17 protein-coding genes are annotated in these 16,498 nt (G+C 48.9%); 2 read left to right on the forward strand and 15 right to left on the reverse strand.

Features of this window, described 5'->3' with window-relative positions; genetic code table 11:
* Positions 1-19: 19 nt before the first annotated feature.
* Both ABGV42_RS14215 and ABGV42_RS14220 read right to left on the reverse strand, forming a co-directional pair.
* Positions 20-355: a hypothetical protein gene (locus tag ABGV42_RS14215; protein ID WP_347382219.1), complete on the reverse strand. Its 336-nt coding sequence runs from the start codon at positions 353-355 to the stop codon at positions 20-22.
* Between the two features lie 37 nt (positions 356-392).
* A complete protein-coding gene (locus tag ABGV42_RS14220) occupies positions 393-1,331 on the reverse strand; it encodes a DMT family transporter (RefSeq protein WP_347382220.1) in 939 nt (312 codons plus the stop codon).
* 120 nt (positions 1,332-1,451) lie between these two features.
* Here ABGV42_RS14220 and ABGV42_RS14225 point away from each other — a divergent pair, with 120 nt between their 5' ends.
* Entirely contained in the window at positions 1,452-2,876 is a 1,425-nt protein-coding gene (locus tag ABGV42_RS14225) for a PLP-dependent aminotransferase family protein (RefSeq protein WP_347382221.1), read from the forward strand.
* A gap of 128 nt (positions 2,877-3,004) precedes the next feature.
* Here the strand turns inward: ABGV42_RS14225 and clpP are convergent, their stop codons facing one another.
* From clpP to cysT, 8 genes are all read right to left on the reverse strand, one after another.
* Entirely contained in the window at positions 3,005-3,589 is a 585-nt protein-coding gene (gene clpP, locus ABGV42_RS14230) for an ATP-dependent Clp endopeptidase proteolytic subunit ClpP (protein WP_347382222.1), read from the reverse strand.
* Between the two features lie 17 nt (positions 3,590-3,606).
* Positions 3,607-4,476: an RNA polymerase sigma factor gene (locus ABGV42_RS14235; RefSeq protein WP_347382223.1), complete on the reverse strand. Its 870-nt coding sequence runs from the start codon at positions 4,474-4,476 to the stop codon at positions 3,607-3,609.
* A gap of 154 nt (positions 4,477-4,630) precedes the next feature.
* Positions 4,631-5,419, reverse strand: a complete 789-nt coding sequence (locus ABGV42_RS14240; protein ID WP_347382224.1) for an MBL fold metallo-hydrolase — start codon at positions 5,417-5,419, stop codon at positions 4,631-4,633.
* A 189-nt stretch (positions 5,420-5,608) separates the two neighbouring features.
* On the reverse strand, positions 5,609-6,058 hold the full coding sequence (locus ABGV42_RS14245; RefSeq protein ID WP_347382225.1) for a hypothetical protein: 450 nt from the start codon (positions 6,056-6,058) through the stop codon (positions 5,609-5,611).
* A 141-nt stretch (positions 6,059-6,199) separates the two neighbouring features.
* Entirely contained in the window at positions 6,200-7,261 is a 1,062-nt protein-coding gene (locus tag ABGV42_RS14250; protein ID WP_347382226.1) for a sulfate ABC transporter substrate-binding protein, read from the reverse strand.
* Positions 7,262-7,287: 26 nt separating this feature from the next.
* Entirely contained in the window at positions 7,288-8,352 is a 1,065-nt protein-coding gene (locus ABGV42_RS14255) for a sulfate/molybdate ABC transporter ATP-binding protein (RefSeq protein ID WP_347382227.1), read from the reverse strand.
* A gap of 1 nt (position 8,353) precedes the next feature.
* Positions 8,354-9,151 (reverse strand): sulfate ABC transporter permease subunit, encoded by a 798-nt coding sequence (locus tag ABGV42_RS14260; protein ID WP_153977377.1) that lies wholly within the window; start codon positions 9,149-9,151, stop codon positions 8,354-8,356.
* Positions 9,148-9,963 (reverse strand): sulfate ABC transporter permease subunit CysT, encoded by an 816-nt coding sequence (gene cysT, locus ABGV42_RS14265; protein WP_239304078.1) that lies wholly within the window; start codon positions 9,961-9,963, stop codon positions 9,148-9,150. Before cysT ends, ABGV42_RS14260 begins: the two co-directional genes overlap by 4 nt.
* Positions 9,964-10,265: 302 nt before the next feature.
* Here cysT and ABGV42_RS14270 point away from each other — a divergent pair, with 302 nt between their 5' ends.
* A complete protein-coding gene (locus ABGV42_RS14270; protein ID WP_347382228.1) occupies positions 10,266-10,667 on the forward strand; it encodes a secondary thiamine-phosphate synthase enzyme YjbQ in 402 nt (133 codons plus the stop codon).
* A 179-nt stretch (positions 10,668-10,846) separates the two neighbouring features.
* Here the strand turns inward: ABGV42_RS14270 and ABGV42_RS14275 are convergent, their stop codons facing one another.
* From ABGV42_RS14275 to tkt, 5 genes are all read right to left on the reverse strand, one after another.
* Positions 10,847-11,428, reverse strand: a complete 582-nt coding sequence (locus ABGV42_RS14275) for a TetR/AcrR family transcriptional regulator (protein ID WP_347382229.1) — start codon at positions 11,426-11,428, stop codon at positions 10,847-10,849.
* Positions 11,429-11,433: 5 nt separating this feature from the next.
* On the reverse strand, positions 11,434-12,066 hold the full coding sequence (locus ABGV42_RS14280) for a YigZ family protein (protein WP_095289361.1): 633 nt from the start codon (positions 12,064-12,066) through the stop codon (positions 11,434-11,436).
* A 168-nt stretch (positions 12,067-12,234) separates the two neighbouring features.
* Positions 12,235-13,590, reverse strand: coding sequence for a glucose-6-phosphate isomerase (locus tag ABGV42_RS14285; RefSeq protein ID WP_347382230.1), 1,356 nt, complete (start codon positions 13,588-13,590; stop codon positions 12,235-12,237).
* A gap of 184 nt (positions 13,591-13,774) precedes the next feature.
* Positions 13,775-14,092, reverse strand: coding sequence for a pyrimidine/purine nucleoside phosphorylase (locus tag ABGV42_RS14290; RefSeq protein ID WP_347382231.1), 318 nt, complete (start codon positions 14,090-14,092; stop codon positions 13,775-13,777).
* 144 nt (positions 14,093-14,236) lie between these two features.
* A complete protein-coding gene (tkt, locus tag ABGV42_RS14295; RefSeq protein WP_347382232.1) occupies positions 14,237-16,279 on the reverse strand; it encodes a transketolase in 2,043 nt (680 codons plus the stop codon).
* Between the last annotated feature and the right edge of the window lie 219 nt (positions 16,280-16,498).

Genomic DNA, 16,498 nt, shown 5'->3' on the forward strand with positions numbered 1-16,498 from the left:
TCTCCCCTTTCACTTGTTTTTATCGATCTTGGCCGTCATGTGAGCTTCGGATGCTGCCTCCGTACTGCTCATCAAACTCGCGGTTCCGTTCCCTGATCTCTTGTATCGTCTTTCCCATGTTCATACCAGCCATCAGGACAGTCAACAGAAGCACAACGCCAACAGCAAACAATAAGATCGCCACAACCAATCCAATGAGGCCACCTGTCTCGGATACAGCTTCCAAATAACGCCCCCATCTGGTGGACCAGACGGTTACTGACGGGATGTGTATAGCAGCCGCAATATGAATAATGCCATAAAGGATAATTCCTGCGAACAGAAATATTGCACCAATTCTTTGTCTGTTCAACATGATTCCTCACCTCATTCCACTGTAAAAAAGGTAACACCTATTTTACCACAGGTTTGGAAGTTTGCACCAAGGGATTGGTCCGTTTACCTCTCTTCAGCCAGCTCATCACTTTCTCATTCATCGCCAGCAAGCCGGATACAACCAGCACAACACCGATCCAGGTGATCCAGCTTACATGTTCACCATAGACAACCGCTCCAAGACCGACCGCAATCGGAGGGGAAATGTACAGCCACGTTGCCGGGAACAGCGGGTTGGTGCGTGACATAATCCAATAGAACAGGCTATGTCCTACCATAGAACCCATCACGGTCAAATAGATCAGGGACAAGACCGCCGGAGCCCAATCAAGTCCTGCCGTGCTCCACGATTCCGTCATAGCTGAGAGACCGGATAACAGCAAGCCTCCATACATCATCTGCACGGCATTAATCGCCACGGGACTCGCTTCCTTGAACTGGTTGATCACCTTCTTGGAGTACAGGGCGCCTGCCGAATAACATACTTCTCCCACAAGTACGGCGATACAGCCCCATAACCACAGGGAACCTCCGCCAATGGATACACCCGGTAACACGACAAGCACCACGCCACCGAAACCGATCAGGCAGCCTGCAATCATACGGGCAGAAGTTTTCTGCCGCAGCAAAGCGGTCTGCATCACCATAATCATCAGCGGTCCTGTGGCTGATAAAATGGCCCCAACTCCTGAGCTGACATACTGCTCTGCCCAATATAACGTGGCAAATGTACCAAAGGTCAGCCCTGCTCCGGTCAGGAGCATTTCTTTTCTCCACAGCAGGGACAGGCTTACCTTCCCTTTCATCCACATCCATGCAAACATCAGTGCACCTGCAATAATAAAACGTAACCCGGCCGATAGAAAAGGCGGCATGCCTGCTTCGACCCCAATTTTAATCGCCAGGAACGTTGTTCCAAAAATAAGACACATTACCGTAAATGCTGCTGCAACCATGCTAGCCCCTCCTTCATCTGTTCTCCATCATATAGCACTGTCTACAGAACAGAATGAAGAAAACAGAACAGAATCTGCCCGTTTCCTGTTACAATAGAGTCCAAAAGGAGCGTGAGTCGGGTGGGCAAAGCCATGTTGATGACAGATAACAGCCTTAAACTATATGAGCAGGTGGTTCATTATCTCGTGGTGCGGATCGAGGCGGGAGAGTGGGCCGAACATGAAAAGCTCCCTTCGGTACGAAGCCTGTCCGAGCAGCTCGGCGTACACCGGCTTACAGTGTTCAAAGCCTATCAGGAGCTGAAGAAACGCGGGAATGTGTACGTTAAGGACAAGTCCGGTTATTATGTCAGTCCTGCCGACCCTTCGCCTGTCGCGGACCAGGCAGACGACCCTGCTGTTTCCGCCTGGCTGCATTGGGACTCACTCGCTCGCGTGCAGTCCCTTGAGGCCGAATACCAGTTTTCCAAGTCACTGATCGACCCCGCTCTGCTTCCCAACCGATACTGGGGGGAACTCATGCGGGATTTGCTGGATCAGTATCCACGCCTGCTCGGGACATACTCTACCATTCAGGGTGATGTGGAACTGCGTAGTGCGCTGGCAAGCCACCTGACACTGAAAGAACGATTTTACATCTCGGCGGAAGAAGTACTCATTACTACGGGAGCGCAGCAGGCCATTGATTTGATCTCCCGAAGCCTGGTTAGACCGGGGGACCGTGTTCTGATGGAAAGGCCGACCTATGGACCTGCCATGGAAATATTCCGCAAACAGGGTGCACGCCTGATCTTCACGGATATTCATCCGGAGGGTTATGATCTGGAACAGATTGAGCATCTGATGAAGACGGAAAAACCGCGCGTTTTTTACATGACGCCAACCTTCCAGAATCCGACCGGTATTAATATCCCCTCCGAGCAGCGGAAACATCTTCCCGAACTTGCGGAACAGTATGGATGTTTTCTGGTCGAAGATGACAGCACATACGATATTTATTTTAAGGAGAAGCCTCCTGCGCCGATCTTTACGTACGATACGACAGGACATACGCTCTACATTCGCAGCTACAGCAAGTATGTCGTACCAGGCCTGCGAATTGCCGCAATTATGTGCCGTCCCCGGTTTATGCCGGGGCTGCAGGCAGTAAAAGCGTTGGCCGATAACGGAACTCCTCTTTTGAACCAGAAGCTGTTTCTCCGTTACTTTCAATCTCCGCGCATGCATCAGCACTTGTCCAAGCTGCGCACCGCGATACAGTTAAGAATGGAAGTCATGGAGCAGTGCCTGCAAGAAACGGACTGGAATTGGACCCAGCCTGAGGGTGGCCTCAATATCTGGGCAGAGCTTCCGGAAGGCATTGATACGGGGCGATTGCTTCACCAGTGCATGGAACATTCCGTCGCTTTTGTACCTGGAACGGTATTTGATCCTTCGGACGCCTCCGCCAGTCGCAAGCTGCGTTTGTCCTTCTCCTATGCACACGAACAACAGATTCGCGAAGGGATGAACAGACTCATGGAACTGGCTAAAAGAGTGGATTAGCCCCCAATATGTTCTCACGAATATGGTAATAACAATAAAATTAAAGTGAAATAACAAAAAAAGCCCGGGAGATCCTATGACCTTCCAGGCTCTTTTCGTTATTTCCAAAGTGCGAACTGTAAAGCTGCTTAATCCGTTCTGGTTATCACTTTATCCACCAGTCCATACTTCACCGCTTCCTCTGCGGTCAGGAAATAATCCCGATCCGAATCTCTCTCGATGCGCTCCAGCGGTTGTCCTGTATGATTCGCTAACAGCTCGTTGAGCCGCTGGCGGTGCTGAATGATCCGGTTTGCGTGAATCAGCATATCCGATGCCTGCCCGCGCGTACCCCCATGCGGTTGATGGATCATGATCTCACTATTTGGCAGGGCGAGCCGTTTCCCTTTGGTTCCACCTACCAGCAGAATCGTACCGAAACTTGCGGCCATGCCAGTGCAGATCGTTGAAATATCCGGCTTTACAAATTGCATCGTGTCATAGATCGAAAATCCGGCTGTAACAGATCCACCAGGACTGTTGATGTACATCTGGATATCCTTTTCGGGGTCCTCAGCGGTCAGAAACAGAAGCTGTGCCACGATGGCATTCGCCATCTGATCCTCAATCTCCCCGGACACCATAATAATTCGATCTTTCAGCAAACGTGAATAAATATCATAGCTCCGCTCGCCACGGGCTGTCTGTTCAACTACATAAGGTACATGGTTCATGCCTGTCGCCTCCTAATTTATGCAACCATGAGCGCGGCGTATCCTCCTCCATACATCATTGAAGTCATGCTGGCATTGGAATACCCGTACATCATTGGCTGCGTTGATGGAGACGGCAAGGACTGCTGTAGAATGGTTCCTGCTACGGCCACCGGATCATCCGTGCGGTTCAGGCACAGATCAATTAGACGTGCGGTATCTCCACTGCGAAAAGCCATCAAATAACTTCTCAGCTGCTCTGCGCTTGTTGAATCTTCACCTGCGCCACTCGCTGCTCCGCCTTCCGTTTCCTGGTGGCTTCGTCTGACGCGTTCCAGAGCTGATCTGGCGCGATTCAGCGCAGCTTTGACCGCTCCTTCCGATGTATCCAGCATCTGCGCAGTCTCTGCCGTCGTGTAACCCATTAACTCACGTAATATATATATCGCGCGCTGCCACGGTGGCAGCTCAACTACAAGGATCTGGACAGCAGACTCGATCTCCTCGAATCGCTCCTCCTCCGCAAATTCTTGCATAAACGGTTTTAGGCTATCCAATTTACAAGCGAGCTTCTCCCGCTTCCGTATGACGTCAATCCACGTGTTGCGCGCCATCCGGATTAGATACGCTTCCCAGTTCATCTCTTGCTTCGTACCTAAGGTCTGCATAGCCGAAGAAGCCAGTATTTTCACGCAGGTATCCTGAACCAGATCCTCTGTCTCCCAGACTGAACCGGTCAAAGACAGGCAATACGCGTACAGGGTACTCATCAGATCCGGCAGCACACGTTCCAACTTCTGTTCCATGCTGTATTCGGCTTGATGACCAGTCTGGATATATGGTTTAACTTGGTTACGGTTATCATGTGGTCTGTTGATTCTGCAATCCACGGACTTCACAAAGGCCATGTTGGGGGCCCCCCTTTGTTGGTTCCTGATTGATCTTGCTCCAATGGCTTACTTTTCAATGACTTACTCTAATGGTCTTACACTATGTAAACGAAGAACCTCCGGCAAAGGATACGCTCTTCTGTATTTATTTTTTTATTTCTCCGAATCCGTTTTAATTCAGACGATTGCCCAGCTGTACCTTCATACCTGTAAGCGCCAGCGTAATGCCTGGGTCCAAATCGTAGTTTTGCTGTACATCCACGTCATGAGACATATGGGTAAAATAGGTGCGTCCCGGTTTCACTTCCCGCAGCAGTTCCTGCGCCTCACGCATGTCATATACGGAACGTGTGGAGAATTCCGCAAGCTCATGCACAAAGCTCGTTCCGAGCACCAGCAGATCCAGCCCGTGCAGCGGCTCCTTCTCTGCCTCCTTCAGATCGATGGCATCCGAACAATATGCCCAGCTGTACCCTTCCCGTTCAAGACGATACGCATAAGAATAACCATTTTTACCGTGGCACACCTTCCAAGAATGCACGTTCCATCCGCCGAGCTGGATATCAGCATCCGTTTCCAGAAAGTTCATGTGCCGGCTTAGCCAAGGGAATTGACTCTGAATGGTTGTGATTACTTCGCGCGGTGCGTACAGTTTACCCTTGACTCCCAGCCAGCGGCAGGCATCCGCCCATTCGGGCAAACCTCCAATATGGTCAAAATGCGCATGTGTCACCAATAACGTATCCACCATACGCAATCCCTGATCCTCCATCTGTGATCTCCAGTCTGGTCCGCAGTCAATCATAAACGGCTCGGCTTCGCCATCTGAGTGGATCAGAACAGAAGAGCGTTTACGACGGTTGATCCCGGTTAGGCGCGCCTCGGTGCAGACTACGCAATCACAGTATACACGCGGCACGCCCATGGCATCCCCGGTTCCCAGAAATGTTAGCTGATTCAATACAGTGATCCCCTCTCTATCCGAAGCTGTACTTACGAAGAAGTTTCTTTTCTTAAATTGTATATCCTCGCCCCCTGCTTTTGCAAAAAAAAGGCCCTCCCTATGCAGTTCAAATCCTGCACCAGGGAAAGCCTGATCTCTGACCGCATGTCCTCAGAGTATATAACTTCTATTCGGTCCGCTTGTCGCCTAGACCAAGGAACGCAATTTCAACGTCAATTCCTGACCCTCGGGAACATCCCTTGAATCCGTAATCACCCAATTCGATGCCAGGCGCTTCGCCAGCACTTCTGCCTGCTCCGGCTTCAACTTCAGCCCGGTCACTACGCCCTCACCGACCGTGAAATCACGCTCCGGTTGTAGACCAAAAGCCTTCTCGATCCAGATTCCGAGTCCGCCACGGGTGTTAAATGTAATCCGATAGCCATCTTGAACTGCGGCTTCCAGATTTTCACCATGCTCATCCGCATACGAAAAAAACTCGTCGTATTTGTAATCCTCTTCAGATACCGCATCAAAAGCAGCCACGTCCTTGGCCTGTATGGCTTTTAGGATCGCAGCATCAGGCATGCCTTTGCCACGGGCTTGTTCCAGGCGAATGGCCGTACTTTGGGATAATTTGATCTCCCTACTCATCATCTCACACCTTCCTGCAAGACCTCCTGGTAGGATGGTCTCCACACTACTCTATGATTTCCTTTTACAGCAAAAAACCTTCATCTCTACTATATTCAGCGAAATGAAGGCTTGATGTCAATGCTGGTGATACATGCCAGTCATTTATAATCCCGCCAGCACCTGATACCAGACTCCGCGTTTGGAATACAGCGTACTTCGCACTTCATCCCATCCACCAAGGTAGTTGATGTCAAACAGGCCTTCAGGGGTTGGAAACATGGATTCCGTCTCGGCAAATACATTCGGATCTACCGAACGAAAACCATGCTTGGCGAATATTCGCTGAGCCTCCGGGGTCCGCAAATATTCCACAAAGGCTTCAGCCAATTCCCGGTTCCCGTGTTTATCCGCGTATTTGTCTACCACTACCGCCGGATTCTCAATCAGGATTGTATTCTTCGGTACAACGATATCGTATTTTACACCCTGGGCAATGCGGGCAAGCAATTCATTCTCATAAGTCACGATGACATCGCCGACGCCATATTCAAAGGCTGCCATGGAAGAGCGCCCGCTCTTATCCAGCGACTCCACATTCACATGCACCTTCTCCAGAAACGCTTTGGCAGCGGCAGGGTCCTTCTGGCCCTTCTCTTCCGACAGCTTCAATCCTGCCCCATAGATCGCATTGATATCCCACTGGGCTCCGCCTGACGTTTTGGGATTGGGATACAGCACCTTGACTCCCGGCTTGGTCAAATCTTCAAAATCACGAATTCCAAGCGGGTTACCATCCCTTGTTCCAAGAACAACAATGGAACGGGTAATCATGCCGTCATTCGGAGTTTGTTTCCAATCAGAGGTCACGAGATCTGCTTTGACCAGTTTATCGATGTCACTTTCCATGGCGAGCAGTGCTACATCAGCCTCAAATCCGCCAACAATGGCCCTTGCTTGCGTACCGGAGGCTTCATAGGACTCCTGGAAATTGACCGTCTGTCCGGTTTTGGCCTTCCATTCCTCCTTGAACTTGGGCAGCAGCTCTCCGACAGCATCCTTGGCTACACTGTATGCACCAATAACAAGCGTATTGGATTGTTCATCTGCAGAGGGTGCGTTCTGCTCGCCTTCTGCTTCCTGATTGCTGCAGCCTACGGTCATGCAGACGAGCAGAAGCATAAGGGCAACGTATAAGGGGTTTCTTTTCTTCTTCATCGTCTGCATGGGGCAGCCTCTCTTTCGGGGGCGTTTTAGATCATAACCGGCATTGGATCTTCCTTCAAGCGATTCTCAACAACCCAGCTATCTACATCATTGAACAGATAAGCCCGGTGCACAAGCACCCGAATCTGTTGACCAATCTCCAGTGTCGTTTTTTCAAGAGAACGATATGTGATCAGCTTGTGACCCTGCACCTCAACTTCCACCATCCACTGACTTCCGCGGAAGTGAAGATGCTTCACCGTGCCTTTTTCGGTAGCTGACAGCATGGAGAATTCGTTTTTAAGACCAATCTCGATATATTCGGGCCTAATCAAGGCACGTGTGTGATCTCCCTCTATCGCATGTTCAAAACCCTTGAGCTGTGAAGCATCTTCCACAACAGTAGATTCACCGATAAAGGTTGCCACAAATGGAGTCTGTGGATTTTTGTAGATATCCCACGGTGTTCCTTTTTGCTCCAAACGGCCCTGACTGATGATCATGATTTCATCCGCGACTTCGATCGCTTCATCCTGGTCATGCGTTACAAATATCGAGGTAATGCCGACCCGCTCAATCAACTCTCTCAACCATGAACGCAGCTCTTGGCGAATCTTGGCGTCAATGGCTGCAAAGGGCTCATCCAGCAGCAGCAGCTGCGGCTCAGGAGCCAAAGCTCTGGCAAATGCGACACGCTGACGCTGTCCACCGGACAGTTGATGCGGATAGCGCTGTTCAAAACCTTTTAGCCCGGTCAGCTCAACAAGTTCCATAACCCGTTCACGAATCTGGGCTTTGGGGGTCTTTTTGACCTTAAGTCCAAAGGCGATATTATCAAAAACAGTCATGTGTTTGAACAAAGCATAGTTCTGAAAAACGAATCCGATTCCCCGCTCCTGCGGAGGCAGATGATTCACGACCTTTCCGTGAAAGCGAATCTCTCCGGAACCCGGGCTTTCCAGACCGGCGAGCATGCGCAGGATAGACGTTTTGCCTCCTCCACTGGGTCCCAGCAGACCGATCAGATGACCTTTGGCAATATCGAACGAGACATCTTTTACCGCATGAAATTGACCGAAATGTTTGTTCAGATCACGGACTTCCACATGCATCTCAATGCACTTCCTTTCGCTTCTTGGCCCATTCCATCATGAGCAGCAGCCCAACAGAGAAGGTAACCAGTACCAATGCCACACCATTTGCGGCAGAGACATTAAAATTCTCAACATCCTGATAAACAAGCGTTGTTGCCGTCTGCGTTTTGTTCATAATATTGCCCGACACCACCAGCACTGCACCGAATTCTCCAAGCGATCGTGCAACGGTAAGGACAAGCCCGTATACGACAGCCCAGCGGATGGAAGGCCAGGTGACACTCCAGAACGTTCTCCAACCATAAGCGCCAAGCGTTGAAGCCGCCTCTTCCTGCTGCGAACCAAGTTCCTGCAGGACCGGCATAACCTCCCTGACCATCAGCGGGAATGTGACAAACAGCGTTGCAATGACCATACCCGGAAAGGCGTAAACCACATTGAACCCTATTCCTTCAAAAAAGCCGCCCATAATGCTGTTCGGCCCGAGCAGCAATACAATCATTAACCCGCCAATGACGGGGGACACCGCATAAGGCAGGTCCACGATACTGTTCAGCAATCCTTTGATCCGATCACTGAGCCATCCGGCACGAACCAGGTAAATAGCCATCATAATGCCGAACAATGTATTTAACAGCGTGACAACCAGCACAACAAGGCCGGTCATCATCAAGGCATGCAGCGCTTCAGGGCGCATCAGCCCATCCAGGAAGCCTCCTGCACCGTCTTCAAATGCTCCGATCAAAATGCGTCCCAAAGGAATAATCAGAAGCACAATAAATACCGCAAACGTAAGTCCAATTAATAGCCGTCTCATCGTCTTCTCCCCCGCATCTGCACCAGATTAATCAGCCAGAGGATCAGGAAAGAGAGCGTGAGGAGCAGTACGGATACAGCAGCTGCACCCGTAGGATTGTCACTTTCGATCTCGCCGTAGATAAACACGGAAGCCGTCAGCGTTCTGCCCGGGATGTTGCCCGCCACCAGCACAACTGCTCCAAATTCTGCAAGCGCTCTGGAAAAAGCAAGCATACCACCACTAATCATGCCTGGAGCCATAGAAGGCAGAATGACCTGCCTGAACGTACGCGCCTTCGATGCACCCATGGTATAGGAGGCCTCTTCCTCAGAAGGGTCGATCTCTTCTAGCAGCGGCTGGACCGCACGAATCACGAATGGAAACGTAACAAAGGTCATCGCAATGACGATCGCAGGCTGATGAAACACAATTTCAATTCCCATGGTTTCAGCCAGCTTGCCTACAGCACTGACTGGTCCAAGCAGCAGCATAATCATTAATCCGCCAACTGCAGTAGGTAGTGCAAAGGGCAGATCTACGAGACTGTTGAGAAACGATCTCCCAAAGAAACGATAACGCGTGAGCACCCAGGCAATCATGGTGCCCAATACCACGTTAATCAGTGTAGCGACAACAGCCAGTCGAACCGTCAGCAATACGGCTTTCCACGCGATTGGATCCATGACGCTCTCGGCAAAATTGCTCCATCCTTCAGAGAAGGAATTGACGTACACACCGATAATTGGAAGCACGATGAGTACAATAAAATATAGCAATACAGTACTGCGGAATCCCCAAGTCCATCCCTTGTGACGAAGAACGGTATTCATTGCTGCATTCCCTCCCAGCCTCCGGTTCCATATCCGGTCGGCAGTCTCCCTGCTTTGATACTTTCATTTTCCTGAGTTGGATTATATTACTTTATTATTATTCCCATTAGTCTACTTGGTTTTTTTACTTATCTGATACTTTACCAGTTTGCAGTGCTAACCGTCAATGCTTTTATTGTATATAATCGGGGCGTTTAGCAGATGATTTGTAACAATTTTACCCGTGAATTGTGGTTTGTTTGAATTAGAGTGGTTAAGGTACAATCTAGAAGAAAATTTACGAGGATAAGGAGTGCTACCAGATGTTATTTACGAAAAATATATCGACCTCCAGACGGGATGAAATCAAGGATATTACAAGAGAAGTAGAGCAGGTTGTCCGCAATAGCGGTGTGCAAAACGGAACTGCCCTTGTCTATTGTCCCCATACGACAGCAGGCATTGCCATTAATGAAAATGCCGATCCAGATGTTAAACACGATGTGCTGCTTCGTCTGAACGAAGTGTATCCTTGGGAACATCCTCAATATCGGCATGCCGAGGGGAATACCGCTTCCCACCTGAAATCGATCACAACCGGTCCATCTCAAACGGTGATCATTCATGAAGGCAGATTATTACTCGGCAGATGGCAGGGCATTTATTTTAGCGAATTTGACGGTCCTCGAGAGCGGGAATATTATATCAAGATCATGGAAGGATAAGTTCACCAAACACAAACAGGCGGACAACCCTGATTTAGGGCTACGATCCGCCTGTCTTGGTCTTTCGCGCTAATAAACTTTCGCGAGACAACGTTATAAAGAATTAATGTTATGACAATTCACCGCCCTGAAGTATAGGAGTGCGACAAAAGCGTCTTTTATTGGACGCCAGGCTGGTGTTATAGATTGCGGCATAGTACTTTGACATGAGATAATGCCGACGATTCAATCTCAGCAAACGTTACACGATCCTGAATATAATACGATATGAATCCGTGCATGGACAAAAACAGTGTGCGCGGCACACATTGGATATCTTCTTCCGTACAGCCTTCTTCGTTCATATACTGCCTCACAATTGAAGCAAACAATTCGAAGCATCTTCCCTGCTCCGTGCGACAATAAGATAACAGTTCCTCATCCCGAATCATGAACATAATCTCGTATTGATACGGATTCTCCAAACCAAAACGAATGAATTCCAACATGATATGCTCTACCTTGCTCATACCGCCCACGACTGGCCTGACCATGGCTTGCAGCAGCAAATGTCCCAGATGATTGAAATCTTCTACCACAATGGCATAGAACAGTTCTGCCTTTTCCTTAAAATGATAATACAGCGACCCATGACTATAGCCCAGATGCTGGCCGATGCTTCGCATCGAAATGGCGCGGTATCCTTTGGTAATAAAAAGATGTCTCGCCGCCTCCAGGATCCGCTCCCTCGACAACTCTTGTTCGACTGCTCTTCTAGCCATATATTTTATTCCCCTTCAATAAAATAAAGCCGCTGTCCCTCCGTGATCCGGGATTGCCCTTGCGTCAAATCCGTGATCCAGGCGATAAATGCCTCGGTTTCACTATCCGGCGGAAGACAAGTCAACGTAACCTTATCGGTGAATCCAGTTTCACCCGTACGGACTTCCCGGCTTCTTAATTCATTTTCCACTTTCCCCAGCCACGTGTAATCCAGTTCCACAAACACTTCACGATGAAGCACTTTGGTAATGGCTTCTCCAGCTTCAATAGCCGCTACAGCGCCATCCGTATATGCTCGGATTAAACCGCCTGCTCCAAGCATGATTCCCCCGAAATAACGCGTAACCACAATAGCCACATTTTTCAGCTGCTGATTTTTGATGACTTCAAGAATGGGTTTCCCTGCAGTTCCGCTTGGTTCTCCATCATCGGATTGCTTCTGGATCTCATCTCTCTCCCCGATCATATATGCAGAACAGTTATGAGTGGCATTCCAATGTTTTTTCTTAATTTCATCAATAAAAGCAACTGCTTCTTCTTCCGTTGTAACTGGCATAATATGACCGATGAATCGCGACTTCTTGATGACAATTTCCAGATTGCCCGGTCCTCGAACCGTGCGATAACGTTCAAGCATTTCAATCCAACTTTCTGATTTAATCCATTTTACAAGAAAGCAGTTCCCCGCGCGGACGCGGATGAACTGCCTTGGTTTAAACATCCGGGAATCACTGCATTCTATCTCACAATGAAACCCGGGTGTCACTACACACGCTTTATTTAACTATATGAGTCAAACCATGAATTATTCAGAAAGTCTCGCTTCAAGCGCGGCTTTCTCTTCTTCAAAGCCTGGTTTGCCCAGCAATGCGAACATGTTTTTCTTGTAAGCTTCTACCCCTGGTTGGTCAAACGGGTTAACGCCGAGCAGGTATCCGCTGATGCCGCATGCTTTTTCAAAGAAGTATACCAGATATCCGAAAGAATATGGAGACATATCCGGAATATTCACGATCAGGTTTGGAACTTGACCGTCTGTATGTGCAAGCAGAGTGCCTTGGAATGCTTTTTTGTTGACGAAGTCCATTGTTTTGCCTTCAAGGAAGTTCAGACCATCCAGATCATCCGGATCGGATTCGATCGAGATATGCTCAGATACTTCAGCGACCTGAATGACCGTTTCGAAGATGTTACGGCTTCCCTCCTGGATGAATTGACCCATGGAGTGTAAATCCGTGGAGAAATCAACAGAAGCAGGATAGATTCCTTTGAAATCTTTACCTTCGCTTTCTCCATAAAGTTGTTTCCACCATTCGGATACAAAGTGCAGGGACGGCTCGTAGTTTACGAGGATTTCTGTTCCTTTACCTTTACGGTACAATGCGTTACGAACAGCAGCATATTGATATGCTTCATTCTCAGCAACATTCGGGTTGCTGTATTCCTTGGATGCGTCAGCTGCACCTTGCATCATTTCTTCGATGTTAATGCCAGCTGTAGCGATTGGCAGCAAGCCTACTGCTGTCAGAACCGAGTAACGTCCACCTACATCATCCGGAATAACGAAAGACTCGTAACCTTCTTCGTTCGCCAGTTTTTTCAGTGCGCCGCGCTCTTTGTCTGTTGTAGCATAGATACGTTTGCGTGCTTCTTCTTTACCGTATTTTTTCTCCAGTGCTGCACGGAAGATACGGAAAGCAATGGCAGGCTCGGTAGTCGTACCGGATTTGGAGATGACGTTCACGGAGAAGTCTTTGCCTTCCACCAGATCCAGCAAATGAGTTACATACGTGGAGCTGATATTGTTTCCTGCGAAATAGATTTCAGGCGTTTTGCGTTTATCTTTTGGCAGATTGTTATAGAAGGAGTGTGTCAGCATCTCGATCGCTGCGCGTGCACCCAGGTATGAACCACCGATACCGATAACGATCAGCACTTCGGAATCGCTTTGGATTTTGGCAGCCGCTTTTTGAATACGGGAGAATTCTTCCTTGTCATAAGCGGTTGGCAGGTCAATCCAGCCCAGGTAATCGGATCCGGTTCCTGTTCCGTTGTGGAGCTGCTCGTGAGCCAGACGAATCGGTTCAGCGAAATAGTCCACTTCATGCTGGTTTACAAATTGCAAGGCAGTGCTGTAATCAAACTTCACTTTTTTTGCCATGATCTAAAAACCTCCTGATATCGGTAGCTTATTTTTCCGTTTTCCATTCAAACAACTTAGCATAAGGATACTTCAAATCCACGGGGCTGACAAGCTTGCAGCTTGAACTTTGTCACTTCAAATTCAAGAAGCAAAAAGGGTAAACCATATCCGCTGATTGCGGGTTTTGGCTACCCTTCTTGTATTATTCCGCCGGGTACGAGCAGCAGTAGTCGGTAACGCTGCGTATCTCCAGTTTGAATTTGGATTCGGCAGGCACGTGAAACGCAACTTGACCTTGAATCTCTTGCCAATCTTCTTCTCCGGGAAGCAATACTCTCAGATCGCCGGACAGAATCTCCATGATTTCACGGGAATCCGTACCGAACTCATAGCTGCCTGGGAGCATGATGCCCAGAGTCACTTTGCTGCCATCCCCCAAAATAACCGTTCTGCTGGTTACCTGGCCATCATAATAAATGTTGGCCTCTTTCACTACACTGACTTGATCAAACTGTGACATGCGTACCCGCTCCCCCTGAAGTTAATGAAAACAAAAGGCAAAACAGATCAGGATGAATCCTCATCCTTTCTCTGCCCGAAATAACTTTGCTGCTATGAATAAAACAGATGGACTGTTCCATCCATAGCAGCGTTTTTCAAGCTATTACAGCAACGCTTTTACGCGGCTAACCACGTTATCGACTGTGAAGCCATACTCTTCGATAACACGGTCGCCAGGCGCGGAAGCACCGAATGTGCTGATTCCGAGAATGTCGCCTTGATCGCCAACATATTTCTCCCAGCCCATTGGATAAGCCATTTCAATCGCAAGACGAGCCTTAACATCCGGAAGCAGGACGGATTCTTTGTACGCTTTGTCCTGTTTCTCGAACAGATCCCAGCTCGGCATGCTGATTACACGAACTTGGATACCTTGTTCAGCCAGTGCAGCTTGAGCTTTGACAGCCAATTGCACTTCGGAACCTGTAGCGATGATTTGTGCTACTGGTTTGCCGTCTTTTGCATCCGAAACAACATAAGCACCGCGTTTAACGTTCTCACGGGATCCTTCTACTGTTCCTTCCAAGATCGGCAAGTTTTGACGTGTGAGTACGAGTGCTACCGGGTTGTTCTTGTTCTCAAGCGCATAAGCCCATGCAGCAGATGTCTCATTACCATCAGCCGGACGAATAACTGTCAGGTTAGGAATGATACGCAGGGATGCGAGTTGCTCAATTGGCTCGTGCGTAGGACCATCTTCACCAACAGCGATACTGTCGTGAGTCAGGACGTATGTCACAGGCAGACCCATCAGGGAAGCCAGACGAACAGCCGGACGCAGGTAGTCAGTGAACACGAAGAATGTACCACCGAATACTTTCACACCGCTGTGCAGTGCCATACCGTTCATTGCTCCAGCCATACCGAATTCACGGATACCGAAGTAGATGTTGCGGCCAGAGTAATCTTCTGGAGCAAAGTTTGCAATGTTGTTCAGGTGTGTCATTGTGGAGCTTTCCAAGTCAGCAGATCCACCAGTCAGATGAGGCACGTTGTGCGCCAAACCATTCAGTGCATTACCGGAAGCAACACGAGTGGAAAGAGCTTTGTCTGTTGCAGCATATTTAGGCAGATCGCGGTCCCAACCTTCTGGAAGGTCACCGTTGATTGCTGTTTCGAACTGAGCTGCCAGCTCAGGGAATGCTTTTTTGTACTCAGCGAATTTCTCGTCCCAAGCTTTGTTTGCGGAGATACCACGATTTTTGACTTGAGCAAAGTGATCGCGAACTTCAGCTGGTACGTGGAAATCTTCCTCGTAAACCCATTTGTAAAATTCTTTGGTCAATTTGGCTTCGTCAGCACCCAGTGGGGAACCGTGAGTACCGCCGTGGCCGCCTTTACCTTGTTTGTTCGGGCTACCATAACCGATAACGGTTTTCACTTCGATCAGTGTAGGACGCAGTGTATCTGCTTGTCCTTCCTGAATTGCTTTTTCGATTGCAGGCAGATCGTTACCATCTTCTACGCGCAGCACTTGCCAGCCATAAGCTTCGAAGCGTTTTGCGATGCTTTCGGAAGAAGACAGGTTCAACTCACCATCAAGCGTGATGTCGTTGGAGTCGAACAACATGATCAGTTTGCCCAGGTGCAGACGTCCAGCAAGGGAAGCTGCTTCGTGGGATACGCCTTCCATGAGGTCACCGTCACCACAGATTGCATAAGTATAGTGGTCGATTACGTTGAATTTATCTTTGTTGTAAGTTGCGCCCAGTTGTGCTTCAGCCATAGCCATACCTACAGCCATTGCAATCCCTTGACCCAGTGGTCCAGTCGTAGCGTCAACACCTGCAGTATGTCCGAATTCCGGGTGACCCGGAGTTTTGCTTCCCCATTGGCGGAATTGTTTCAATTCTTCCATAGGAAGATCGTAGCCGCTCAGGTGCAGCAAGCTGTACAGCAACATGGAACCATGTCCTGCAGACAGCACAAAACGGTCCCGGTTAACCCAAGTTGGGTGGTCCGGGTTATGTGTCATCGTTTTTGCAAAAAGTTGGTATCCCATTGGAGCGGAGCCCATAGGCATTCCCGGGTGTCCAGATTTTGCTTTCTCGATTGCATCAATTGCCAGAGTACGTACAGTCGTAATCGACAGGTTGTCGATTGTGTTGTTTTCGTCCTTTTGAATCGCTTCGTTCTTGTCAGTCATGGTTTGTCCTCCTCATGTCTTTAGATAAGTCGGGTGCGCAAGCGAATCCCTCTCATCATACAAGCAAACCGTATATAACAATAAGTGAATCCGCTTGAATGTTTCATTTTGACTTATTCACTTTTGTATTGTATCACTTGGCGTGAAGCTTTTCCATAACCTTCTTTTAGAAGTTCCGGAAAATTCGGTTGTTTGTGGGTGAGGCGGGTTTATTCCAGC

Origin of the sequence: Paenibacillus pabuli (genome assembly GCF_039831995.1) — a bacterium.
In the GTDB taxonomy this organism is placed as follows: domain Bacteria; phylum Bacillota; class Bacilli; order Paenibacillales; family Paenibacillaceae; genus Paenibacillus; species Paenibacillus pabuli_C.